The 24,910-nt window shown below is 59.8% G+C and carries 19 protein-coding genes; 8 read left to right on the top strand and 11 right to left on the bottom strand.

Going from position 1 to position 24,910, the window contains the following annotated elements; all coding sequences use genetic code 11:
- The first annotated feature begins 40 nt into the window (after positions 1–40).
- A complete protein-coding gene (locus HEP89_RS07150) occupies positions 41–1,255 on the top strand; it encodes an ROK family transcriptional regulator (RefSeq protein WP_077291250.1) in 1,215 nt (404 codons plus the stop codon).
- A gap of 390 nt (positions 1,256–1,645) precedes the next feature.
- Here the strand turns inward: HEP89_RS07150 and HEP89_RS07145 are convergent, their stop codons facing one another.
- The 9 genes from HEP89_RS07145 to HEP89_RS07105 all read right to left on the bottom strand — a co-directional run bounded on the left by HEP89_RS07145 (position 1,646) and on the right by HEP89_RS07105 (position 11,658).
- A complete protein-coding gene (locus HEP89_RS07145) occupies positions 1,646–2,704 on the bottom strand; it encodes a sugar phosphate isomerase/epimerase (protein WP_152504958.1) in 1,059 nt (352 codons plus the stop codon).
- Positions 2,705–2,727: 23 nt separating this feature from the next.
- Positions 2,728–4,326, bottom strand: coding sequence for a glycoside hydrolase family 43 protein (locus HEP89_RS07140; protein WP_168691632.1), 1,599 nt, complete (start codon positions 4,324–4,326; stop codon positions 2,728–2,730).
- On the bottom strand, positions 4,323–5,369 hold the full coding sequence (gene mgrA, locus HEP89_RS07135) for an L-glyceraldehyde 3-phosphate reductase (RefSeq protein ID WP_022999286.1): 1,047 nt from the start codon (positions 5,367–5,369) through the stop codon (positions 4,323–4,325). Before mgrA ends, HEP89_RS07140 begins: the two co-directional genes overlap by 4 nt.
- Positions 5,370–5,380: 11 nt before the next feature.
- Entirely contained in the window at positions 5,381–6,502 is a 1,122-nt protein-coding gene (locus tag HEP89_RS07130; RefSeq protein ID WP_075283404.1) for a Gfo/Idh/MocA family oxidoreductase, read from the bottom strand.
- Positions 6,503–6,511: 9 nt separating this feature from the next.
- Positions 6,512–7,258: a sugar phosphate isomerase/epimerase gene (locus tag HEP89_RS07125; protein ID WP_075283403.1), complete on the bottom strand. Its 747-nt coding sequence runs from the start codon at positions 7,256–7,258 to the stop codon at positions 6,512–6,514.
- 31 nt (positions 7,259–7,289) lie between these two features.
- Positions 7,290–8,381: an ABC transporter ATP-binding protein gene (locus HEP89_RS07120; RefSeq protein ID WP_168691631.1), complete on the bottom strand. Its 1,092-nt coding sequence runs from the start codon at positions 8,379–8,381 to the stop codon at positions 7,290–7,292.
- 11 nt (positions 8,382–8,392) lie between these two features.
- Positions 8,393–9,277, bottom strand: a complete 885-nt coding sequence (locus tag HEP89_RS07115; RefSeq protein WP_031268755.1) for a carbohydrate ABC transporter permease — start codon at positions 9,275–9,277, stop codon at positions 8,393–8,395.
- A gap of 110 nt (positions 9,278–9,387) precedes the next feature.
- A complete protein-coding gene (locus HEP89_RS07110; protein ID WP_055656892.1) occupies positions 9,388–10,278 on the bottom strand; it encodes a sugar ABC transporter permease in 891 nt (296 codons plus the stop codon).
- Positions 10,279–10,422: 144 nt separating this feature from the next.
- On the bottom strand, positions 10,423–11,658 hold the full coding sequence (locus HEP89_RS07105; protein ID WP_022999280.1) for an ABC transporter substrate-binding protein: 1,236 nt from the start codon (positions 11,656–11,658) through the stop codon (positions 10,423–10,425).
- A gap of 228 nt (positions 11,659–11,886) precedes the next feature.
- On the opposite strand from HEP89_RS07105, the gene HEP89_RS07100 reads away from it, so the two are divergent.
- From HEP89_RS07100 to HEP89_RS07090, 3 genes are all read left to right on the top strand, one after another.
- A complete protein-coding gene (locus tag HEP89_RS07100) occupies positions 11,887–12,921 on the top strand; it encodes a LacI family DNA-binding transcriptional regulator (RefSeq protein ID WP_062492048.1) in 1,035 nt (344 codons plus the stop codon).
- A gap of 453 nt (positions 12,922–13,374) precedes the next feature.
- Positions 13,375–14,169, top strand: a complete 795-nt coding sequence (locus tag HEP89_RS07095) for a substrate-binding domain-containing protein (RefSeq protein WP_062491133.1) — start codon at positions 13,375–13,377, stop codon at positions 14,167–14,169.
- Positions 14,170–14,183: 14 nt separating this feature from the next.
- Positions 14,184–17,075 carry an EAL domain-containing protein gene (locus tag HEP89_RS07090; RefSeq protein WP_286201032.1) on the top strand — a complete coding sequence of 964 codons (2,892 nt, stop codon included), beginning with the start codon at positions 14,184–14,186 and terminating at the stop codon, positions 17,073–17,075.
- A 49-nt stretch (positions 17,076–17,124) separates the two neighbouring features.
- Here HEP89_RS07090 and HEP89_RS07085 read toward each other — a convergent pair whose 3' ends face one another.
- A complete protein-coding gene (locus HEP89_RS07085) occupies positions 17,125–18,141 on the bottom strand; it encodes a 2Fe-2S iron-sulfur cluster-binding protein (protein ID WP_168691630.1) in 1,017 nt (338 codons plus the stop codon).
- A gap of 62 nt (positions 18,142–18,203) precedes the next feature.
- Positions 18,204–19,991: an ethylbenzene dehydrogenase-related protein gene (locus HEP89_RS07080; protein ID WP_286201026.1), complete on the bottom strand. Its 1,788-nt coding sequence runs from the start codon at positions 19,989–19,991 to the stop codon at positions 18,204–18,206.
- Between the two features lie 677 nt (positions 19,992–20,668).
- On the opposite strand from HEP89_RS07080, the gene HEP89_RS07075 reads away from it, so the two are divergent.
- From HEP89_RS07075 to HEP89_RS07060, 4 genes are read left to right on the top strand one after another with little or no spacing between them, the layout of a single operon-like run.
- A complete protein-coding gene (locus HEP89_RS07075; RefSeq protein WP_062491123.1) occupies positions 20,669–22,036 on the top strand; it encodes a V-type ATP synthase subunit B in 1,368 nt (455 codons plus the stop codon).
- A complete protein-coding gene (locus HEP89_RS07070; protein ID WP_022999273.1) occupies positions 22,036–22,659 on the top strand; it encodes a V-type ATP synthase subunit D in 624 nt (207 codons plus the stop codon). Before HEP89_RS07075 ends, HEP89_RS07070 begins: the two co-directional genes overlap by 1 nt.
- Complete coding sequence (locus tag HEP89_RS07065; RefSeq protein WP_168691628.1) at positions 22,656–24,449, top strand: V-type ATP synthase subunit I; 1,794 nt, start codon at positions 22,656–22,658, stop codon at positions 24,447–24,449. The genes HEP89_RS07070 and HEP89_RS07065 overlap by 4 nt, the downstream gene beginning before the upstream one ends.
- A complete protein-coding gene (locus HEP89_RS07060; RefSeq protein WP_006939055.1) occupies positions 24,446–24,895 on the top strand; it encodes an ATP synthase subunit C in 450 nt (149 codons plus the stop codon). The genes HEP89_RS07065 and HEP89_RS07060 overlap by 4 nt, the downstream gene beginning before the upstream one ends.
- Positions 24,896–24,910: the final 15 nt, after the last annotated feature.

Raw genomic sequence — 24,910 nt, 5'->3', positions numbered from 1 at the left:
TCAAATTGATAGAAAAAATAATTTCTGGTCTATTGGCGCCATGAACGACAGTGCTCCGATCCCCGCATCCTTCCGGACCAGCGGCACAAACCTGACCCGCGCCAAGACGCATAATCACCGCGTGGTGCTGGAAGTCATCCGCACGCGCGGTCCGATCGGTCGCACGGAAATATCTGAAATCACGTCGCTTTCCCGCCAGACGGTGCAGAATATCGTCGGTGAGCTGGAAAGCCGCGGCATTGTCGAGATGCACGCCCAGAAGGCCAGGGGCCGCGGCCATCCTGGCATGACGGTGCAGCTCAAACCCGATCATGCCTACAGTCTCGGGTTTCATGTCGATCGTCTGTCAGTGACGGCGATTGCCTGCGATCTTCTGGGCAGCATCGTCTGGCAATCGGCCGCTCCCATGGCCGCTGCCACGCCCGAGGCAGCCAACAGCCGGATCCTGTCGATGGCAGAAGAGTTCCGTGCTGCGCATCCCGGTATGGCCAAGTGTCTGTTCGGCGTCGGTCTTGCCGCTCCCGGCCCTTTCGAAACCGGATCGCAGACCTCCAGCGGCACCGATGCCACCACATTTTCGGATTTTGGCTCGCCGGAAAATCTCGCGCAGCTTCAGTCGGCGATCGGCTTGCCGGTGGTTCTTCAGAACGATGCGTCGGCCGCCGCGCTGGGCGAGCATGTTTACGGGATCGGCCGCAGCTTCAACAGCTTTGCCTTCATCCAGTTCGGCATGGGGCTTGGCGCCGGCTTTGTCCTGAACGGCGCACTCTATCCGGGCGCAACGAAAAACGCCGGCGAAATCGGGCACGTTGTGATCGACCCGACAGGCCCGGCCTGTTCCTGCGGCAACACCGGCTGTCTGGAACGGTATCTGTCACTCAACGCGCTGTGCGAAAGGCTTGGCCTGGAGCCGACCGAGCCAGGCTCCGTTGGGCGGATCGAAGCCTTGTTCGCCGAAGGAGATCCGGCAGTCCTCGGCTGGATAGCCGATGTCGCGCCGCTCATGCGCCAGATGATCAACATGATCGAGATGATGCTCGACCCGGAAGCGCTGATCCTGGGCGGCATCATTTGTCCGGACTTCCTCCAGGCGCTGCTCGACAGTGCCTCCCCGCTTCCCCGCCGTCTCGACGGTTCGCTTGAAGAAGACAGGATCCGGATCGGTACGTCCGGTGCAACAGCTGTCGCCCTCGGTGCGACGGCGGCCGCCGTCGATGCGCTCTACGCACCCTCGGTTTCGCACCTGCTGCTGTGAAGCCGCATCTCTCGCACATAACCGAAAAGCAACCCTCATGCTGAGGAGGACCGTCAGGTCCGTCTCGAAGCATGGGCGGCATATCCCGAGCAAGCAGCCCATCCTTCGAGACGCCGCCAGAGCGGCTCCTCAGGATGAGGGGAGGAAGAGGTGCCGCATTGAAGATTGTCACCCCGGACAAGCGCAGCGCAGATCCGGGGTCCACTCTCAGCGCCGCTTGTTAACGCCGTGGGGGTTTCGCAGACGCCTCAGCACCAAACCGAATCTCTGGCAACGAGTAGGCCTACGGTCTTCCTTCGGTCCTCCGGGCTGACAACCGAAATACCGGCAAAGCAGAGCCGGCCAGGACTGGTTACCTTGCCGGAATGAGGATGCGCGGTCAGTCTGCCCCTAACTCAGCCCCAGCATCTTGCGGATCTGCTCCTGGTCGGTCTCGCCGCCGGCGAAGTCGTCGAAGGCCTTGTCGGTGACTTCGATGATGTGGTGCTCGATGAAGGGCGCGCCTTCCGCGGCGCCCTGTTCGGGTGACTTCAGGCAGCATTCCCATTCCAGAACGGCCCAGCTGTCATAGCCATGCTGGGCGAGCTTGGAGAAGATGCCGGAAAAATCCACCTGGCCATCCCCCAGGGACCGGAACCGGCCCGCGCGGTTGACCCAGCCCTGATAGCCGGAATAGACGCCCTGGCGGCCGTCCGGATTGAACTCGGCATCCTTCACGTGATAGGCGCAGATGCGCTCGTGGTAGATATCGATGAACGCCAGATAGTCGAGCTGCTGCAGCAGGAAGTGCGACGGATCGTAGTTGATCTGGCAGCGCGTGTGGCCGCCGAGCGCCTCCAGGAACATCTCGAAGGTGGCGCCGTCGAAGACGTCCTCGCCGGGATGGATTTCATAGCCGACATCAACACCGTTTTCGTCATAGACATCGAGGATCGGTTTCCAGCGTGCCGCCAATTCCTTGAACGCTTCCTCGATCAGCCCCGCAGGCCGTTGCGGCCAGGGGTAGAGATAGGGGAACGCCAGTGAACCGGTGAAGCTGACGGAAGCAGTGAGGCCAAGCCGCTTGCTGGCGATCGCCGCCTTTTTCATCTGGTCGACCGCCCAGGCCTGCCGGGCTTTCGGATTGCCGTGCACTTGGGATGGTGCAAAGCCGTCAAAGGCCAGGTCATAGGCCGGGTGAACCGCCACGAGCTGGCCCTGCAGATGGGTCGAAAGCTCTGTAATCTCGACGCCGGCGTCCGCGCAGATGCCTTTGACCTCGTCGCAATAGGTTTCGCTTTCGGCGGCCTTGTCGAGGTCGAACAGGCGACTGTCGAAAGTCGGGATCTGAATGCCCTTGTAACCGAGATCCGCAGCCCATTTGGCGATTGCGGGAAGTGAATTGAACGGAGCGTCGTCTCCGGCAAACTGGGCCAGGAAAATTGCGGGCCCCTTGATCAGTCCAGCCATGTATATCTCCTTAGGGTGTGAACTCACGTTCCCTCTGGTGCGTATGAAAACCTGCTGAAATCGGCGGTCTTGCCTTGTCCGGTTATGTCGAAGGCCAGCATACCGACAAAAGCGCCGGTAAAGGAGCCGTGCTCACCGCGCCCGCCTTCATCCGAGATCACGCTGGCATCGAGATCCGGGCCGAAGGGCGTCCAGTCGCGGCCTTGCTGGCGCCAGAAGAATTGCTGGCGGGCACCATCAACCTCAACGGCAAGCTCGACCGGTCCGCCGCCAAGCGCGACCGGGTCTGCCGGAAACGACATGCGTCCATCCGGCCAGTCGCCGGGGCAGGAATGCAGCGTCAGGCAGCGGCCAAGCTGTTCCGTCCAGCTCACGCCCAGAAAATGGAATTTGTGCCGGTTGTAATAGGTCGTCAGTCCGGCCGCCTGCTGGTAGGTCGTTGGCGCAAAGTCGGTAAGCGTGGTTTCCACGCGGTAGCCGAGGTGCTCCTGGCGCCGGGCAACCAGTGACTGCTCGTACCAGCTGCCGATGCTTTCCCGCCCGATTAGGCGCAGGGCCGTTCCCGTCAGCGTGAACAGCCGCTCCGGATAAGGCGTGCGCAGCCACTGGAACTCTGGCGGCAGGATTTCGCCAATGAAGGTGCGGTCCACCCGTTGAGGGGGGCGAGGTTCTGTCGCCGTCAGACCCGGCACCTCAACCTTCGGAACCATGCCGCCGTCTTCCAGGTAAAGCCAGCCGTCCTCCCGCCAGACGCATTTCTGGATCGCGGTCTCCCGTCCCAGAGGCGAGAACCGTCCGGGCAGGGGCCGGGAACACAGATGGGTGTGGTAGACGTCGTCATCCGGCGTCTCGACAATCTGGCCGTGACCAGCCCGTTGCAGCGGCGCGTCCGGATCGTCCTTGGCGGTGATGAGGTGGGTTTGCGGGTGAAGCTCGTACGGCCCGTCGATGGACCGTGACCGGGCCATGGTAACGGCGTGCCCGTAGCCGGTGCCGCCTTCGGCAACTGTCAGGTAGTACCAGCCGCCGCGCTTGTGAAGATGTGGACCTTCCGTCAGACCGTGCGGGCTTCCGGAAAAGATCTTGCGGATCTCGCCTTTCAGGCCTTCCGTTTCCGACCATTCCTGCAGCAGGATACCGTCGAACGCCGGATGGCGCGGATGCCCGCCGACGGAATTTGAAATGTGGTTCCATTGCAGGACCAGGAACCATTTGCGGCCATCGTCGTCATGAAACAGCGACGGATCGAACCCGTGTGAGCTGACGTAGATCGGGTCACTCCACGGCCCCTCGATGGAAGGGGCCGTGACGATGTAGTTATGTGCGTCCTTGAAATTCCCATCCAGCCGTTTGACGTCCGTATAGACCAGCCAGAACCGTCCGTCCGCGTAGGAAAGACACGGTGCCCAGATGCCGCCGCTGTCCGGATTGCCGCGCATGTCGAGCTGGCTTGCCCGGTCCAGGGGCCGGCAGGCCAGATCCCAGTTGACCAGGTCTTTCGACCGGTGAATCTGGACGCCCGGATACCATTCGAAGGTCGATGTGGCGATGAAATAGTCATCGCCCGCACGGCAGATCGAGGGATCCGGGTTGAACCCCGGCAGGATGGGATTTCGGATCATTTCCGGCTGGGTCCTTTCCGTTCAGCCGAGGCCGCCCACAGGTTGATATCCGCCTCGCGGGTGGTTTCCTCGATCAGCTTCAGCTCCTCGTCGGAAAACTGGAGATTGGCGACAGCTCCGACGCAGTCCTTTACCTGGCTGCCCCGGCTCGCACCGATCAGGGCCGTTGTGACCCGTCCTTTGCGCAGTACCCAGGCAAGGGCCATCTGCGCCAGCGTCTGGCCGCGCTTTTCGGCAATGTCGTTGAGAGCCCGGATGGTGGCGAGGTTGTCTTCGCTCAGGAACTGGGTCTTCAGCGATTTGCCCTGATTCGCCCGGCTGTCTTCCGGAATGCCCTTCAGATATTTGCTGGTCAGCATGCCCTGGGCCAGCGGCGAGAAGGCAATGGAACCGATGCCAAGGTCATCGAGCGTATCCAGAAGGCCGTCTTCCTCGACCCAGCGGTTGATCATGGAATAGCTCGGCTGATGGATCAGGCACGGTGTGCCCAGCTCCTTCAGGATGGCGGCGGCTTCCCGTGTTCGTTTGGAATTATAGGACGAGATACCGACATAAAGCGCCCGTCCGGACCGCACGATGTGGTCGAGGGCCATCATGGTCTCTTCCAGCGGTGTGTCCGGGTCGAAGCGGTGCGAATAGAAGATATCGACATAGTCGAGGCCCATCCGCTTCAAGGACTGGTCGCAGGACGCGATCAGGTATTTGCGGCTGCCCCACTCGCCATAAGGCCCGGGCCACATCTCATAACCGGCCTTGGACGAAATGATCATCTCGTCCCGGTAAGGCGCAAAATCCGTCCGCAGCAGTTCACCGAAGGCGGTTTCCGCCGAACCCGGCTTGGGGCCGTAATTGTTGGCAAGATCGAAATGGGTGATGCCGAGATCGAAGGCGGTCCGGGCAATCTCCCTTTTCTTGTCGAGCGGCGTATCGTCGCCGAAATTGTGCCAAAGGCCAAGCGAGATCACCGGCAGTTTCAGGCCGGATTTCCCGCATCGGCGGTATTCCATGGTGTCGTAGCGCGTTTCCGCTGCTGTCCAGGTCATAGGGTATCCCGTTATATTAAAAGGCCTTTTGCCGCCTGCGGGTCCAGGGCTTCCGGGCGCTCGCAGGTGGTTTTGATGTCAATGAAAGTCCCACTCTCGCCAGAAGCGAGAATCGACGTCATCACATCGACAACATGCAGAGCAAATTCCAAAGAGCAACGGTGCGGCCGATTTTCCAGGATGGCGAGGGCCATATCGGCCAGGCCCGCCGTGCGGTAATTGGCGTGGCCACGGTCGTTTGATTTGGAGAACGGATGGTTCCAGGCTTCCGACAGGGTCACGAAACTGCCCTTGTCCGTCATGCGCACTTCACCACCGAAGAAATTCGGATCCGGCACATGCAGCGTGCCGGAACGGCCGTAAAGCTCCATGTTGGAATGGCCGTGCTGCCACACGTCCCAGCTGGCGCAATAGGTGATCTGGGCGCCGGACTGGAACTGCATCACCGCGTGGATGGTCGTCGGTGTTTCCACCTTGATCTTTTCGCCGTTGCGCGGCTCGGAGGTGATGGTGCGATATTCAGATCCGGCGGAACTCATTGCGCAGACCCGCTTCACCGGTCCAAGTAGCTGCACCAGGTTGGAAACGTAGTAAGGCCCGAGATCGAGGATCGGGCCACCACCCGCCTGGAAGAAGAAGTCCGGGTTCGGGTGCCACATTTCCATGCCCGGGCTCTGTACGAAACAGGTGCCTGACGTCACCTTGCCGATGGCGTCACTATCGATCAGGTGCCGGGCAAGCTGGTGTGCTCCGCCCAGGAAGGTGTCGGGGGCCGACCCGACCCTGAGGCCTTTTTCCTTCGCAATCGCGGCAAGGGATTCGCCCTCTTCCAGGCTGAGCACGAACGGCTTTTCCGAATAGACATGCTTGCCGGCTTCCAGCACGCGTCTGGAGACTTCGTAGTGAACGGCCGGAACCGTCAGGTTGACGATGATGTCGATATCGCTTGCCGCCAGCAGGCCGTCGACGGTTTCGGCTCTCAGGCCGAATTCCTCGGCACGTGCTTTTGCGGCAGCTTCATTGATGTCGGCGCAGGCGCGCACCTCGATGCCCTTGAAGAGCGGAGAGAGGCGCATGTAGGCGGCCGAAATGTTTCCGCATCCGAGGATGCCGATGCCAAGTGTCTTGCTCATGGGGTTACCTCAGTAGGTGCGGAAGGCCGCAACGGAGCGGGTGGCGAAACGGTCGAAGTCGGAAGGCTTGTCGTGTTCCATGACGAAGAGATCGACCCCGACGCCGCGAAGCGCCGACATGATGCCCTTCCAGTCCATGGTGCCCTGGCCGACGTCCGCCCAGCCGTCCTCGTCGGCACATTCGCCCTCTGGCGCGATGTCCTTCACGTGGGCCGTGGTGATGCGGCTGGCGTATTTCTCGATCCAGTCGAGCGGATCCTGATTGCCGCGCACGATCCAGGCAATATCGGCTTCCCATTCGATGGAAGGGGCGGCCTCCATCAGTATGTCCATCGGCAGGCGACCATCGGCGCAGGCATTGAATTCGAAATCGTGGTTATGCCAACCGAACCGCAGGCCGGCATCGCGGATCTTTTGACCGATGGCTTCCAGCCGCTCGGCTATGGACTGCCACATGGCCGCATCCGGAATGCGTTGCTCGGGCGGCACGGCGGGAACGAAGATCCGCTCCATGCCAAGGGTCTGGGCAGTGCTGATCACCTTGGCGAGGTCATCTTCGAACTGCTCCATCGGAAAGAAATGGCCCGACGGCATCTTGAGGCCCTGGGCGTCGAGCATGTCGCGAAAGGCTGCCGGGTTCTCGTAGTTTCCGCCGAACCCCTCGACCTGGGTATAGCCGAGGTCCGCAAGCCGCTTGAGAACGCCGTCCCATGGGGTGAATTCGCGGGCTGAATAGAGCTGGAAAGAAATATCCATCTTGATTGTCCTGAAGTGGTTAAGGACCGGCCTACAGCCGGGATTCCGAGGTTTTGTCGAAAAGATTGGCGCGGGCGGGATCGAACCCGACCGTGATTGCGTCGCCGTGCCGGATGTTCGCCTGCCCGTCCATGCGCACCCACAGCGTCTGGTCGCCGGTGGTAAAGCGGACAAGCGTGTCCGAACCGAGCGGCTCCACCAGTTCCACCTGCCCGTCCAACCGCACGAGCGCGGTGTCTGCTTCCGCGCCGCTGACCATGTGTTCCGGACGGATGCCGAACCAGGCTGCGCCTGCTGCAGGAGGGCCGTTCTGGAAGGTGTATCCGTCAAGCGAGAAGGTCTTTCCGCCCGACGCGAACCGGTAGTTTCCGCCGGTTTCTTCCAGCTCTCCTTCAAAGAAATTCATGGTCGGCGAACCGATGAACTCGGCCACATACTTGTTGGCCGGCCGGTTGTAGATCTCGTTGGGCGAGGCCAGCTGCAGGATCTGGCCACCACGCATGATGGCAATCCGGTCGGCCAGCGTCATGGCCTCGATCTGGTCGTGGGTGACATAGATCATGGTGTTGGACAGCTTCTGGTGCAGCTGCTTGATCTCGACCCGCAGGTCCGCTCGCAGCTTGGCGTCCAGGTTCGACAGCGGTTCGTCGAACAGGAAAACGTCGGCATCGCGCACCAGAGCCCGGCCGATGGCGGCACGCTGGCGCTGACCACCGGAAAGGGCGGCCGGCTTGCGGTTGAGCAGCGGTTCGATCTGCAGGACCTTTGCAGCCCGGTTCACCCGCTCCTGGATTTCCGCCTTGGGCAGGCCCGCGTTCTTCAGGCCGAAGCTCAGATTCCCGGCAACGGTCATCTGCGGGTAGAGCGCATAGGACTGGAACACCATGCCGATGCCACGCTGGGAAGGCTCGGCCCAGGTCACGTTGCGCCCGCCGATGAAGATCTGCCCGCCGGTCACGTCCAGCAGCCCGGCAATGCAGTTCAAAAGGGTTGATTTTCCGCAACCCGAAGAGCCGAGCAGCACGAGAAATTCACCCTGGCCGACATCGAGGTTGAGATCCTTCAGAACATCCAGGCTTCCGAAACTCAGGGAAAGGTTATTGATGGAGATACTTGGTTCCATGGGTCGTCTCGTTAGCCTTTCACCGCACCGGCGGCGATGCCGCGCACGAAGAGTTTTCCGGAGATGAAGTAGATGGTGAGGGGAACGAGGCCGGTCAGAATGGTCGCGGCCATGTTGACGTTGTATTCCTTCACCCCTTGCGTGGAATTGACGATGTTGTTGAGCTGCACCGTCATCGGATAGAGGTCCGGCTTGGTGTAGATCACGCCGAACAGGAAGTCGTTCCAGATGCCGGTCACCTGCAGGATCATGGCGACAACGAAGATCGGCAGGCTCATCGGCACCATGATCTGGAAGTAGATCGCCCAGAACCCGGCCCCGTCCACGCGCGCCGCCTTGAACAGTTCCTGCGGCACGGAGGCGAAATAGTTGCGGAACAGCAGCGTCAGGATCGGCATGCCGAAGATTGTGTGCACGATCACCAGCCCGGTCAGGCTGCCGTAAAGGCCGATTTCCCGCAGCATGATCACGATCGGATAGATCATCACCTGGTAGGGAATGAAGGCCCCGACGATCAGGATCGTGAAGAAGGTTTCCGAGCCCTTGAAGCGCCAGTTGGCAAGCGCATATCCGTTTACCGAGGCAATCGCGATCGACAGGATTACGGACGGGATCAGGATCTTGACCGAATTGAAGAAGCCGCGTGACAGGCCATCGCAGTTGAGGCCGGTGCAGGCTTCCGCCCAGGCCTTCACCCAGGGCTGGAAGGTGATCTCCACCGGTGGTGAGAAGATGTTGCCAAGCCGGATCTCCGGCATGCCCTTCAACGAGGTGACGATCATCACGTAAAGCGGCAGCAGGTAATAGAGGCAGACGACGATCAGCGTGCCGTAGATCAGGATGTTCCTGCGGGACAGCGCCTTGCGCGGCTTGCGGCCGGCGGGGCCTTCGACCATCCGGCTGCCGGATGGTGTGCCGTCGCCGTGGCGGAGCGCCCGGTCGGGGCCGGCTTCGGCCGGGCCGGCATCGTATTTCATCGAGCCATTGAGGAGGTGGGGCGTCTTGGTCATTTGCGCTTGCCTCCGAATTCGAGATAGGCCCAGGGAACGACGATGATGACGACCGTCAGCAGCATCATGGTGGAAGCGGCAAAGCCCTGGCCGAGGTTCTGCGACAGGAACATGGCGTCATAGACGTATTTGGCCGGAACTTCGGAGGAGATGCCGGGCCCCCCGCCGGTCTGGGCGACGACCAGGTCGTAGACCTTGATGATGCCGGAGGCGATCAGCACGATTGCGGTGATGAAGATGCCGCGCATCATCGGAATGACGATGAACAGATAGGTCTTCCACATCGGGATGCCGTCGATCTTGGCGGCCTTCCAGATGTCCTCGTCAATCCCCCGAAGACCCGCCAGCATCAGGCACATGATCAGCCCGGTTCCCTGCCAAAGGCCGGCGATGAGGATGCCATAGATGACGATCTCGGGATTGTAGAGCGGGTCGAAATTGAAACTCTCCCAGCCGAGGCTGCGCACCACGTGCTGGATGCCGAAGTCGGGATTGAGAATCCACTGCCAGGCAAGACCCGTGACGATGAAGCTGAGCGCGAAGGGATAGAGCAGGATTGTTCTGAACGTGTCCTCGAACCGGATCTTCTGGTCGAGCAGGGCCGCCAGCATGAAGCCGATCAGCAGCGAGAAAATCAGCGAGAAAGCTCCGTAGATGGCCAGGTTCTCGATGGAGATCAGCCACTTGCTGCTGCTCCACAGCCGGTCGTACTGGGCAAGACCGACGAATTTCTCACGCGGCAGGAGCTTGGAGTTGGTGAAGGAATAAAGAACCGTCCAGGCGGTTCCGCCGATGAAGACCACCACGGCGGTGATAATCATCGGAACCGCGGCCACCTTGGCGCTGATGTTCCGATGCCACCTTGCGGGGCGCGTAGCTGCGGCCATGCCGAAAACTTCCTTGTCGAGACGTCCAGGGTGATGTCGGGCGTTCCCTGCGCGCCGGAGCGCGCAGGGCTGGAGGACGCCGCCTGGCCGCGGTCCCGGTAAAGTTGGGACCGTGCGGCGCGGGCGGCGGGCCTTTTTCCGCTGTTAGTCGGCGTTGCCGACGATCGACGCGAACATCGACTGTGCGTCTTCAGCGGTCATGGACGGGTTGTTGAAGAACTCGACGAAGAGGTCGTTCACCTGGGTCAGGCTGTCGGCGGACATCAACTGGTCCGGAGACTGGATGACATTGCCTTTGGCCAGGATGTCGAGGCCCTTCTTCATGCAGTCATTTGCAGCCGCCAGATCGACGTCGCCACGCACTGGAAGCGAGCCTTTCTTCAGGTTGAAGGCAACCTGGGCTTCGGGGGAAAGCATGACCTTTGCCAGTTCGCCCTGGGCTTCGGTGATGGCCGGGTCGTCCACTTTCGGGAAGTAGAACGCGTCGCCGCCGGTCATGATGACCTCGTTGACGCCAAGTCCGGGCAGGCAGGTGTAGTCCTCGCCGGCAACCTGGTTGGCGACCTGGAACTCACCCTGCGCCCAGTCACCCATGATCTGGCCTGCGGCCTTGCCGGTGATGACCATGGTGGTGGCATCGTTCCAGCCCTGGACGTTGGAGTCCTTGGACATGTCGCGAGCAGTCGCGGCGGCCTGGAAGACCTTTGCCATTTCCTCGCTGCCGGCAAGCTCTGCATCCTTCTCGCCGAAGATCTTCGTATAGGCCTCAGGTCCGGCGAGCGCGGTGAGAAGCACCTGGAACGCCAGTGTCGTCTGCCAGGGCTGCTGCCCCATGGCCAGCGGCACGATGCCCGCCTCCTGAAGCTTGGGTGCTGCGGCAGCGTATTCGTCCCAGTTGGTCGGAACCGCCAGGCCGTTGTCCTCGAACACCTTGTTGTTCAGCCAGAGCCACTGCTGCGAATGAATGTTGACCGGAACGCAATAGATGCGGCCATCCAGCGTGCAGCTGTCGAGCAGACTGGAGGGATGGATGACTTCTTTCCAGTTGCCTTCCTCTGCAATGTCCGTGAGGTCGCGCATCAGGCCGGCTTCCACCAGTTCCTCTGCCTGGCGGCCATGGTTGAACTGCGTTGCGCCCATCGGGTCGCCACCGGTGATACGGCTGATCATGATCGGGCGGGCTGTGCCGCCGGAACCGGCAATGGCACCGTCAACCCACTTGTTGCCGGTCGCGTCAAATGCCTTTGCGAATTCGGCAACCGCAGCCGCTTCGCCGCCTGAAGTCCACCAGTGGGTAACTTCCAGGTCGGTCGCATTCGCGGCCGTTGCTGCACAAAGGGCGGTCGTTGCTGCAAAAACTGCACGTAGTGCTTTCATCATTTCCTCCCATCGAACGTGAACTGTCCGATTGTCCTCACCATGCGGCCTCCACCGCATTTTGTAATCGATTACATTTTATTGTATGCTATATGTAATCGATTACATTCATCATTCTCGGGAAACGGTCTTGTGTCAACCCGGAATGTCGGATCAGACAGTTTCGAGGACGAACCCGCCGTCATGGCGGCAGGCGCCCAGGCTCAAAAAAGAGAAATACCGGAGAAGGCCTTGGCCCAGAAAATAGCACGAATTCAGGATGTTGCCAAAGAGGCGGGCGTATCGACCGCAACAGTCAGCCGGGCGCTGAGCAATCCTGAACTTTTGACAGAGGCAACCCGCGACATCGTCTTCGCGGCGATCCGCTCTACCGGTTACCGGGTCAACCGGGCAGCGCGTAACCTGCGCACCCAGCAGGCCGGAGCCATCCTGGTTCTGGTGCCAAACCTCGGCAATCCGTTCTTTTCCCAGATCCTGGCCGGGATAAGTGCCTCCTTCGGCAACCGTGACTATTCCGTCCTGATCGCCGATACCAAGGACCATGCCACGAGTGGTAAACACGTGGTCGACTACTTTCTGGACGCCCAGATCGACGGCATGATCTGTCTGGACGGAGCAATCTCCCACCAGGAATTGCAGCTGTTCGAAGACAACGGCGTCTCCGGCAAGATCGTCTTTGCGTGTGAATGGGCGCACGACGTCGCGTTGCCTTCCGTGCGCAGTGACAACGTTCGCGGGGCGCAACTGGCCGTCCGGCACCTGTATGACCTTGGCCATCGCAAGATTGCCCATATCACAGGTCCGCAGGAAAATGTTCTGACGCATGCCCGGCGCGAAGGCATGCTGGCCGAACGTGCAAGGCTGGAGCTGCCTGCCCGTGAGGAATGGATCATCCGGGGCGACTTTTCCCTGGAATCCGGCCGGATGGCCGGTGAGAGGATCCTGGAGATGAACGATCGGCCAACAGCGGTTTTCTGTGCGTCGGACCAGGTTGCCTTCGGGCTGATTTCGACCCTGACCGCAAACGGTGTCCGCGTTCCGGAAGATATTTCCGTCGTCGGGTTCGATGATATCGAGCTGTCGGAGTTTTATGTCCCGGCACTTACAACCATACGGCAGGACCGGCGCGCGCTTGGTGCCAGGGCAGTTTCCCTCCTGCTGGATTGTATTGACGTTGCGCACACCAAGGCAGACGTCGCGATGGAACCGGTGATGGTTGATGTAGAGCTGATAGTGAGGGCCAGCGCCGCGCCGCTGGTTTGTTGAATAGCGGCCCTGTTGCCCACTGCTGACAGGGTCGAAAATCCAATCGGCAAGTTTTGCGCAAGCATGAGGTTGTAAATTTTCTCGCTACCCGAATTCGATGTAAGCGTTGATCAGCAGTGAATCTACCCTGCAGCATAAATCATGCAACTTGATGTTTGTGCGAAAAGAAAATCTAAGGTTGTATCGAATACATCTTTCTTGGTGGTAGTCAGGTCATGTTTACCGGTCAATTTATTGGGTGAACAAATTTGCTAAGTCGGTAAATTATTCCTACTAGGAAAATATTGCCCAAATCAGATCGAATTTTAATTTCAGGATTATTTTGCTTTTATTTCATTACTTTAATTAGACTACACATTTATTGTCATTTATCGCGGGGGTTTAGCGTTTAATTAACTTGAATATGTCACTCTAGATAGTACCGTCAATTTTTGGGTGATAAAAATGCGTAGTTTGGCTTTTGCCTTGGCATTGTCCCTTTGCACTTTTTTCTTACACACTGAAGTTTCGTCGGCACAGGGCCCGCTAAAAGTAGTAGGCACGGGTGATGGCCTTGAAATGCTTCAGGAAATTGGTGCGGGCTTTGTCGAGAATCGTCCCGATATCAATCTTGAAATTCCACCGAGCATTGGCTCGGGTGGCGGTATAGCCGCCGTCAGCTCCGGCACGGAGCGCCTGGGCCGGGTCGCGCGTCCCCTGAAGGACAGTGAGGTGGAATTCGGCCTCGTTTATCTGCCGATTGCAAAAATACCCAGCGCAATCTTCACGCACCCGTCTACCGGTATCGATGCTTTGACCAGCGAAGAACTGGTCAAGCTGTATTCCGGTGAAATAGTCAATTGGTCCGAATTGGGCGGTGCCGATCTGCGTGTCCGCCTCGTCCGCCGCGAAGACGCGGACAGCACCTTGCAGGTTTTGAAATCGTCGATGCCGGGCTGGGCGGATATGGAGTTCTCGCCGCGCTCGAAAACGGCCCTTACCACCCAGGAAGCAATTTCCAGCGCGCGCGAAGTCGAAGGCGCGATTGCTTTCGGTCCTTATTCGAAGCCGCTTGAAGACGGACTGTCGGTCCTCAAGATCGATGGTCACCATCCGACTGATCCGGGGTACCCGAGTTCGGTAACCCTCGCCTTGATCTACAAGGAAGGCACGCTGGACGATGAGATGAAGGCCTTCATCGACTACGCCCAGTCGGGTCAGGCTCACACATTGATCAGTAACTACGGTGGCGTACCCGTCGGTAGATAACCCAATTGGTCCACATGATCCGTCACTCGTCCCTTCTCTGGCATTATACATACGGCGCCGTTTTCACGGCGGTGTGTGCATTTGCCGGTCTTATCGGACTGGTGGCTTTCCAGCTTGAAGACAGCATGCAGCGTCAGGAGGCCGAGCTTCTGGAGCTTTCCCGCGCGCGTCTTGTGGAAACCCTGTCCGCCGACGTGAAGCTTGCCGGGACCCGTATGGAGTTCCTGTTTCAGGACAGGCTTCGTCGGATAAATGCGTTGTCGGAGAGGGTGGATACCGCCAAGGCCGTTGAGTCACGCAATGTCGTGGCCATGTCGGAACTGCTCGGCCCGGCCGCGAAGCTGGCGGATGTGGACGGCATCGTCGTTCTGGATGAGGAAGGCCATGTTATCGGCGCCTCCTCCTATTCTGCGGACCTCGTCGAACTGGGGTCCAAGATGCAGGGTCTGAGCTTCTTCAACGAGGTCGCCAAGTCGCTGAAAGACAGCTTCCCGGGAGAGAAGCTGACCTATTCCGGTGTCTTGCCCAAATCCGAAACGGGTGTCTTCGTGCCGGGCGATCGGGTCAATGAAGTGTCTCAGATCGCGTTTGTCCCGGTTTTCGATGATTTCGGCTATGTGATCGGCGGACTTGTCGCGCAACGTTGGCTGCGGCCGGAAGAGCCGCTCCTGGCGGATCTGGCAAAAATCAATTCCTTTGAAATGGCGATCGTTTTCGACGATCAGATCATTTCCACGGCGAATTTCACCGGAAACTATTCGGATCTCACCCGCTCGAAAGAAACGCCGAACATCACCCTGGACGGTGAGCATGTCATCGAATGCGGTGTTCCTGTCGTTCCCATGACTGTTTGTGCGCTGACCCCCATCGCGGCGCTGACCGAAATCCAGAACAAACTGACCCGCATCGGCACCGAAGAAGAAGCAAAGCTGCTCCGGCGGCTGTTCCTGTTCGGACTGATCGCGCTGGTGGCTTTTGCTGCAGTCGCCTTTCTCATGTCGCGGCAGATTACCCGGCCGCTGACCAAGATCACGCGCGTATTGACCGGCATTGCAGCGGGCGACTTCGAAAGCAAGGTGGTTGGAACCGAGCGGCTGGACGAAGTTGGCGACATCGCCAGATCGGTCGTTTCCTTGCAGCGATCCGTCAAGGAACGCGACGCCTTGCGCGAACGCGTGCACGAAAAGAACTCCATCCTGCGCTCTCAGGAAGCCCAGTTGCGCGAGCAGAACGTCCTCTTTGATGCTGCTCTCAACAACATGTCGCACGGTCTGTGCATGTTTGACGTCGATGGAAGGTTGATTGTTTCGAACCAGCGCTACGCCGAATTGTTCGAAGTCGAGCCGGGCAGGATAAAGTCGGGTATGACGGCTGCTCAGCTCGCAACGCTGCAGAAAGTTGATGCCGTTGAAACCGGTGACATGGCTCTGCACGATTCCCGGATGGGAGATCACAGGTATTCAGGTGGCTCGCAAAGCACCGAAATGGTGAAGATCCGCTCGGGCCGTATCGTTCTGACCACCCGCCAGCCGCTGGCGGAAGGTGGTTGGGTGGCGATATCCGAAGACATCACCGAGCGGCAGGAAGCCCGTGACCGGCTGGCGTTCCTGGCGCGTCACGACCTTCTGACACAGCTGCCGAACCGCATCGAATTCCGGGACCAGCTGGACATGCTGTTGAACCAGCAACTGGTCAAGGGGGGCGAGTTCGCCATTCTGTGCCTCGATCTGGACGAGTTCAAAACGGTCAACGACAGCCTTGGGCACCCGATTGGCGATGAGCTCTTGCGGCAGGTGGCGGAGCGTCTGCGCGCCCTCATCGGCCGAAAGGACGTTGTCGTCCGCCTTGGCGGCGACGAATTTGCGATCCTCACCGGTCTGCCGTGCAGGCTTGCTGATGTCGAGGAACTGGCGCAGTCGGTCATCTGGGAGATTTCCCAGCCGTTCCAGATCACGGATCATGAACTCGTAATCGGCGTCAGCATCGGCATCACAATTGCCAGGGCCGACGGCACTGCAGGCGACGAACTGTTCAAGCAGGCGGACCTTGCGCTCTACCGGGCCAAGGAAGACGGTCGCAATACCTACCGCTTCTTTGAAAAGGACATGGGCACGGCCGTGAACGACCGGCGAGAGCTTATCACCGACCTCAGGACCGCGGTCGCCAATGGCGAACTGGAGCTTTATTTCCAGCCGCAATACACGCTCGTGGACGACCGGGTGTCCGGCTTCGAGGCGCTGGTGCGCTGGAACCATCCGACACGGGGCATGGTTTCTCCGGCTGATTTCATTCCGCTTGCCGAAGATACCGGCCTGATCATCCAGTTGGGCGAATGGGTATTGAAGGAAGCATGCCGGATCGCGTCCAATTGGCCGGACCACCTCAGGATCGCGGTCAACCTGTCACCCCGGCAGCTGCGCGGCCACGCATTTGGTCCGGTGCTGATCGATGCCCTGACCCAAACGGGTCTCAAGGCCGACCGTCTCGAACTGGAAGTGACCGAAAGCGTGCTTCTGACAGATTCAGAAGATGTTCTGGATTCGCTGCGCCAGGCCAAGTCGCTGGGCGTGAAAGTGTCCATGGACGATTTCGGAACCGGCTATTCCTCGCTCAGCTACCTGCGCCGGTTCCCGTTCGACAAGATCAAGATCGACCAGTCCTTCGTTCGGTCGATGGCCTATTCGGACGATTCCATTTCCATCGTGAAAGCGGTCATCGAACTGGCCAACAATCTCAACATGACCACCACCGCCGAAGGTGTGGAGACCAAGCAGCTTCTCGACATGCTGACCGAAATCGGCTGCACGGAAGCGCAGGGCTACTATCTGGGTAGACCCATGCCTGTCGCCAGCACCGAAGAGCTGATCTATGCCGGCGAACGGTCTCTGACAACCGCGGCGCAATAGTCCGGCAAGACCGCTCGCTCTCAGGAGAGGCTGGTGTAGCGCCCTGGTGTCAGTCTGCGGAAGCCGAGGTAAAGGGAGCGGATGCCTTTCGGATAAGGTTTCCAGCAAGGGCCAGCAGGCCGCTCTCTTCTTCCGCCACAAAAAACGGATCAGCGTAGAAGGTTGCCCCTGCGCCTAGCGCGATCTCCCGCATGGCGTCGACATGTGACGGCGCACCGGCCGAATAGACGACGTGATCGGGCGTAAGTTGTCCGACCAGTTCATGCGGGCGCGCCTTGCGCACCGTTTCGTCGTCGCCATCGCCTGCCGTCAGGGTGATCGGAATGCCCCGGGCTTGCAGCCAGCGAACCGCGTCGCGCATGTAGATCCCGTCCCGGGTTCTCGACCCGGCAATGATGCGGATTTCACGGCCGGTCTGGCCCAGGCTCGCTGCAACGGCAATCGACCAGATCGGTGCGAACCCGGTTCCGGTCGAGGTGAGCAGGATCGGGTTCTGCTGCCGTCGCAAAAACGCATTGCCGAACGGGCCACGCAGCTTGACGGCATGTCCCTTGGCAATTTCCTTGCCCAGCTTCGACGATACGATGCTGTCCGGGTAGACCTTGATGTGAAACACAAGGACATTCTCTTCCGCATCCAGGTTGAGCGGAGTTGTCGGGCTGTAGTCGCGCGGCGGATATCCTGCAAAGGTCGCGCGCAGATACTGCCCTGGCAGCCAGGGCACAGGCCGCGCCGTCTTGACCCGAACTTCCAGGTATCCGTCCTTGATCGGCCGAATGCTTTCCACCGTTCCCTTCGTGGTCTTCACCAGCGGCACCGGGTCATAGGCGATCTCGGCATCGCCTTCCAGGACGGAAAGGCATCCGAGCACGGTGTCCTTTTCCCGGGTGCCCATGTCGTCGATCTGCCCGCTCAAAACGCGGACCCGGCAGGTTTCGCATTGGCCGGAACAGCAGTCGTGCGGGATGACGAGGCGTCCACCGAGTCCGGCGTCGATCAGCGTGTCGCCGACATTGGCCTTGATGGCCTTCCCGTTGATGGTGACCGTACAGGTGCTTTTCGACATGGGTGATTACATCCGTTGAAAGAAACGTCCGGAAAAGACAGGAAAGGCGGGAAGGGCAGGCCTCAATTGAAGGTCAGCCGTACGGGACGGGAATGGCGGGTGTGGCGCGTCTGGTTGTGGTCAAACGCCGAGACCCACATGAAGAGACCATCCCTCATGGCAAGGTCCTGGCTCTGGCCGGTATCCATGTTCCGGACAACTTCAAGTGTCCAGTGGCCGTCCTGCCATCTGGATCCACCCAGCAGATCTGCCCGGCTGCCGGAATATTCACCCTGGATGAGGACACCTGGAATGACCGTTCCGACCGGGATTTCCGCGTCCTTTTCCGGCGAGTACGGCACGCTTTCGTTTTCGAACATCCACCACTGCGACCCCTCGTCTTCGATCGCTTCGGTGGACAGATCGATGGTGCCCATCAACGACGTCATTTTCTTGTGGTCGATCGGAAGCCGGTGCACGCCGACCGTCCCATGATAATGGGTCACGGGATCGCCGATGTAATTGTAGACGTAGAATGCCTTGCCTTCGTCGGGATTGTAGCCGGCGCTGTAGCGGCTCTTGCCGGCAGCCTGGGCTTCGTTCGGTTCCACGGGTGTTGCGAAGTGCATGTCGTCGACGCGCCCCAGCATGCCGCCGCGCGCCGCTTTCCATTGCCACACGTCCACCAGGCTGCCATCGGTCGTATAGTGCAGGCCGCGGTAATTGAAAGCGCCTGGTTTGTCACTCAGAGGCTTCGGGCCCATGTGGGTGGCACCGCCGCCACCAAAGGTGTCGGTGGTGGAAAAGGCAACCGAGAACTTGTCCTCGTAATAGGCGGTCTCGTCGGAAATGTCGGCCCGGTTGTTCAGCATGTGCCAGCCGTCTTCACGCTTGATCAGCGGATGCCGCTTCAACGACCGGTTCTTGTCTTCCCAGCGGAAGGCAAACGCGATCTTGTCCCCCACCTGAACGGCACGTACTTCGACGGTGGATTCTCCCGTTCCGTCCAGGTTCGAGCCTTGCTGTGTCCGGATGAAAACAGGGGTCGCGTCCTGCCAGACCGGATCGTCCAGCGTGCCGTCCAGCTCCGGCAGGGTGGTGCCCTTGGCCACGACAAGGCTGTCGCGTGTGCCGAAATCGAGGCTGACGGCGCCAACAAGCACGATTGCGCCCAGGGCAGTCGCCAGGGCCAGCGGGTGACGGCTCATCCCCGGGAAGCGGCGCAGCGCTTGCGGACGGAACAGCCGCAGCAACTGTGCAACGCTGCCATAACAATAATGCAGCACCACATGGGCAACGATATAGGTCAGCACCACGAGGGCGGCCGTGTAATGCACGGTCACCCAGATGCCACCATGACCGATATAAAGCAGGACGCCCGTCGCCGACAGGGTGAGCACGGCCCCGAACAGGATCCAGTAGGCGATGACGTTGACCGCGGCCAGGCGCAGCTTGGTGCTGGCGGGAAGCGTCAGGACAACGAACTTCTTGGAGGAAATGCGCCGTTTCAGTCGGCCAAGCGTCATATAGGCCGCATAGGCAAAGATAACCGCCAGAACGAATATCGCCGACACATAGTGCCAGGTCCAGATTTCACCCTGTGGCAGGATCGGTTCGAAAAGTTTGGAGAACCAGGCGTGTTCCGCATCCGCCGACAGACGCATGCCCGTCAGCAGGCTGGTGACGATCGCGATAACCAGCGTCCAGTGCAGGAGGATCGTGCCGATGTCGCTGCGTACCGGAGGGCTGCGGTCCTCGGGTCTTTTCGCCGCGCTATCCGCGCCATTGGCGTGCCGGCCTGTTTGGGATTTCTTGGATGAATTGGACGATGAAGGCAGTTCCAGGGCGTGATCAGTCACTTGGTCCGTCAACTTTTCCTCCAAGGCCGCCAGCAATGCGACCGGGTTACCGGCATAGGTTGTGCAACCGGATGTCGGGAAATTTCAAAGCGCTTTGCCTAAAAAATATCACATTTTAACAAAAGTGAAGAAAAAATGGCGAATACAACTGGCATTAAACCTATCCGGGTGGTTTTGCGCATGCTTAAAAATCTTCCTCTTGGGAAAAAATTCAGATGACTGAAGAACAATATTGGCGGGAAGGCGAGTGATCGTGAAAAAGAAGCGATCTTGAAGAATGATCGGGAAAATGGAGAATTGATATTCCAATATATAGGTAGAATATCAGGTGGATCGATTGAGCGTTGCTTTAAATTTGTGCAGCGCAACTGGTCGTTTTCCTGAATGCTGCTTTCCCCCTGGGCTTATGCCGGAATTAAAGCGGATCAGCGAAGTCGACCCGCCGTTAACGCAAGTGAAATGGGGTTGCGACAATGCGGGAGTAAGCCTTCTGCCTCTGGCATGAGCAGTTTGATGCAAGTCATACGAACGCAATCATTTCTCTCTTAACTTCATTTTGGTTGAAGCAAGTTGGGTGCCGGGCAACAGTTCAGGTTGTGTGGGATCGAAAAACCCGCCTAAGATGGTTTGCGTTGCAGCAGAACGGGTTTGGCCCGATGTGAGTTAATTTCCTTCCCAAGGGGGCGTTAATGCTGGTCTCCCACACACGGATTGTCGATATCGTTGGCGATATCATTCGCATTCAGGTGTCTTCGACGAAGAGCGAGTCGGAGGGGCGCCCGTGCCTGGGTGATCTGGCACTGGTCGATTCAGGCGATGGTGCGACGTCTCTCGCACAGGTCATCAACATCGACCGGGACATGGTTTCGCTGCAGGTCAATTCCGGCACCAAGGGCCTCGCCAACAATTCGTCCGTACGCTTTCTGGGTGAGCCGGCCAAGGTCACCTATTCCGACAATATCCTGGGCCGTGTGTTCGACGGCGCGGGGCAGCCGATTGACCGGGGCCCGGATCTGTCCAGCGACCCTTCCGTCCCGATCGGTGGACCGTCCGCCAACCCGATGAAGCGCGTGCTCGCCTCGCGCATGATCCGCACAGATGTGCCGATGATCGATATCTTCAACTGCCTCGTGGAAAGTCAGAAGATCCCGATCTTCTCGGTTTCCGGCGAACCCTATAACCCGTTTCTGGCACGTATCGGCATCCAGGCTGACGCCGATATCGTGGTGTTCGGCGGCCTCGGGCTGATCTTCGACGACTATGCCTTTTTTCGGCAGCAGTTCGAGGATGCGGGCGTTTTCCCGCGCACGGTCATGTTCATCAACCAGGCGTCCGATCCGGTGGTCGAGCGCCTGCAGGTTCCGGACATGGCCCTTGCGGTTGCGGAAAAATTCGCCGTTGAGGAAGGCAAGCGCGTTCTGGTGCTGCTCACCGACATGACCGCCTTCGCAGATGCCATGAAGGAAGTCTCCATTGCGATGGAGCGGGTGCCCGCCAACCGGGGCTATCCGGGCGATCTTTATTCCCAGCTGGCCCGACGTTACGAAAAGGCCTGCGATTTCAAGGGCTCAGGCTCGGTCACCATCCTTACGGTCACGACAATGCCGGGCAATGACGTCACCCATCCGGTGCCGGACAACACCGGCTACATCACCGAAGGCCAGTTCTATCTGCACAGCGGCGTTCTGGATCCCTTCGGCTCGCTGTCACGTTTGAAACAGCATGTGATCGGCAAAGTGACGCGTGAGGATCACAACCAGATCATGAACACCATGATCCGCTTTTATTCCGGCGCACGCGATGCGGAGCAGAAGCAGTCCATGGCGTTCGAATTGTCGGAATACGACCACCAGCTTCTGAAGTTTGGCGGCCTTTTCCGGCGGCGTTTCATGGATATCAATGTCGCAATGCCCCTGGAGGAGGCGCTCGACCTGTGTTGGCAGACGCTTGCCGAATGCTTCCAGCCGGAACAGCTGCTGATGAAACAGGGGCTGATCGACAAGTATTTCCCGAAAAGCAAACCTGCCGGCGGAGCGTCTGACGAGGAGGCTGCCTGATGGCAAGGCTGGCCCTCAACAAGTCGTCTCTGGCCCGGGAAAGCGGACAGCTCTCGGAATACAAGCGCTTCCTGCCGTCTCTTGAGCTGAAGAGGCTCCAGATCATGGCCGAGCGCGCCAAGGCCAAGGAAGCAGCCGTCCGCCTGGAGGCGGAGTATGAGGAGCGTTTCAACGCTCTTGCGCGGTCTCTTCCAATGATGGCCAACAAGCATGTCCCGCTGGAAGGGCTCGTGGTGCTGAAGCAGGCCGTCGTCGGCGAGCAGAACCTCTCCGGCACCCGGTTGCCGGTCCTGGAGGATATCGAGGTCGAGACGAAACCCTATTCCCGTCTGGCGCGCCCGCATTGGGTCGACCCCTATGTCGCAGGCATGCAGGAACTGTTGCGGCTCAATAAGGAACGGGAGATCGCCAAGGAGCGTATTGCCCGGCTGATCGAGGCCGAAGCGGTTATCTCTCGCCGGGTCAACCTGTTCGAAAAGGTGCTGATCCCGCAGGCGGAACGCAACATCAAGAAAATTCGCATGGCCCTGGCGGACGCGGAACGCGATGCCGTGGTCCGTGCCAAGATCTCCAAACGCAAAACGGCAGCGCGCGGCGCCGAAACCTCGGTGGCCGAACTATGACCATCGTCCCGCTCGTCAAGGTGAATCTGGTCGGCATCCTTGAGGACAAGGACAAGGTGCTGGAAGCCACGCAGGAATTCGGTGCCCTGCATCTGATCCCCCTGACTTCGGCACAAAAGGAACTGGAAGCCGTTCCCGCAGGCCGGGGGCGCGAGGCGAGCGAAGCCCTGCGCTGGCTCATGGATAGCAAGGCGCAGCGTCGTCCTGTCACCCATCTTGACGACTTCGACCTGGAAAAGGTGGTCGAAAAGACGCTTGCCAACCGCAAGGCGCTTCGTGACTGCGAAGACCGGGTGGCGCGCCTTGACCAGCGCATTCAGGATGTGGAGCCCTGGGGCGAATTCAGCTTTTCCGACCTGGCCGAAATCGGCGAGCACCGGCTGTGGTTCTACGTGGTGCCCAACGCCAAGATCAAGCTGATCGATCCTTCCGACAAGATCCTGGAGATCGTCCACCGCGACAAGTACCGCAGCTACATCGTGTTGCTTTCTCCGGAAGAACCGGCGGCAAATGCCATGCCGGTGCCGCGCGTTCACGTGGGGGCCGAGGCGCTCTCGGTGCTTCGGCGTCAACATGAAGATGCGACCATCCAACTGGAAGAGCTGGAACTGCAGCGTCAGGCTCTCACCAAATGGCGGTTCGTGCTGGCACAGAACCTTGCCGCCGCCCGCGACCATTCCGCCCGCCACAGGGCGTCGCTCGAAACAGCGGACACCGAACAGGTCTTCGTGCTTCAGGCCTGGGCGCGGCGGGACCAGGTCGCGGAGGTCCGCACGCTTTCGGACAGTCTCGGCATCGCCCTGCTGGTGACGGATGTCGAAGAGGCCGATGCGCCGCCCACGCTTCTCGACAACAGCCCGGCGCTGGAAGCGGGAGAGGATCTGGTCGAATTCTATCAGACCCCCGGCTACAGAGGGTGGGACCCTTCGGCAATCGTCTATGTTTCCTTCGTGATCTTCTTCGGCATGATCATGACGGACGCGGGCTATGGCCTGCTTCTTCTGCTGCTGTTGTACCTGTTCCGGGCGCGCTTCAAAGGTTCGGCGTTGGGCCGGCGCATGTTCCGGATGTCCGTCTGGCTCATGATCTCGACGGCGGCCTTCGGCGTGGCAACGGGCAGCTACTTCGGTGTTGCGCCTCCCGAAGGCACGTTTCTCGCGCGCCTGAAGGTTCTGCATCTGAAGGACGTCGACACGATGATGAAGATCACGCTGACCATCGGCGTGACCCATATCGTCATCGCCAACCTGATGCGCGCCTGGCATGAAACGAGCCTGAGCGGTCGCTTGCAGCCTGTCGGCTGGTGTCTGGTGGCACTCGGTGGCCTGGCAACGTTTCTGGGGCAGGGCACTTCCATTGCGGTTGCCGGCCCGGTCGCGGTGGTTGCTGGCCTCCTCTTGGTCGGCATCTTCGGCAGCGACCGCAAGGTGACATCGCTCAAGACCGGCGGCCTCAGGGTCTTCGATGGCCTCGCCTCGCTGGCCCGTATCGTCAACATTTTCTCTGATGTTCTCAGCTACATGCGCCTGTTTGCGCTGGGGCTTGCGGCAGCGTCGCTTGCCGAAACCATCAATTCGCTCTCGGGCCAGCTCAACCACGCGGTTCCTGGCGTCGGTCTGCTGATCGCCATCGCGGTTCTCGTGCTCGGGCACGCCATCAATATCGGGCTGGGGCTGATCGCCGGCTGCGTGCATGGCCTGCGGTTGAATGTCATTGAATTTTTCAATTGGGGTTTGAAGGACGAGGGCACGCCTTTCCGTCCGTTCAAGAAAGAGGAGACACGCCTGTGAACGAATTCGTTGTGGCTCTCGGCTGGTTTGGGCTGTTCGCGCCGGTCGCCCTCGGCGCCATCGGCAGTGCCTGGGGCTGCGCCCTTGGCGGCAGTGCCGCGATCGGCGCCATGCTGGACAGCGACGGTGGTTATGGCCGGTTCATCGGTGTTTCGCTGATGCCGTCGTCCCAGGTGATCTACGGCATCGTGATCATGTTCTCGTTGCAGCAGCCCACCATTGATGCAGCCAATGGCGCCGCGCTTTTCGGCATCGGCCTCCTGTCCGGCGTCACCATGCTCTACACCGGCATTCGCCAGGGCGAGGTGCTCGCCTCGGCCATTCATGCTTCCAAGGCCAAGCCGGAAATCTTCGGCATTTCCCTCGCACCGGCGGCGGTGCTGGAAGGCTTTTCGGTCTTTGCTCTCGTCTTCGCGCTGGTCCTGTCCGGCTCGATCCCCGCTTAGGGCCAGAAGGAACAG

The organism is Labrenzia sp. 5N (assembly GCF_012395805.1).
Taxonomy (GTDB): domain Bacteria; phylum Pseudomonadota; class Alphaproteobacteria; order Rhizobiales; family Stappiaceae; genus Roseibium; species Roseibium algicola.
This window is presented reverse-complemented; position numbering and strand designations above follow the sequence as displayed.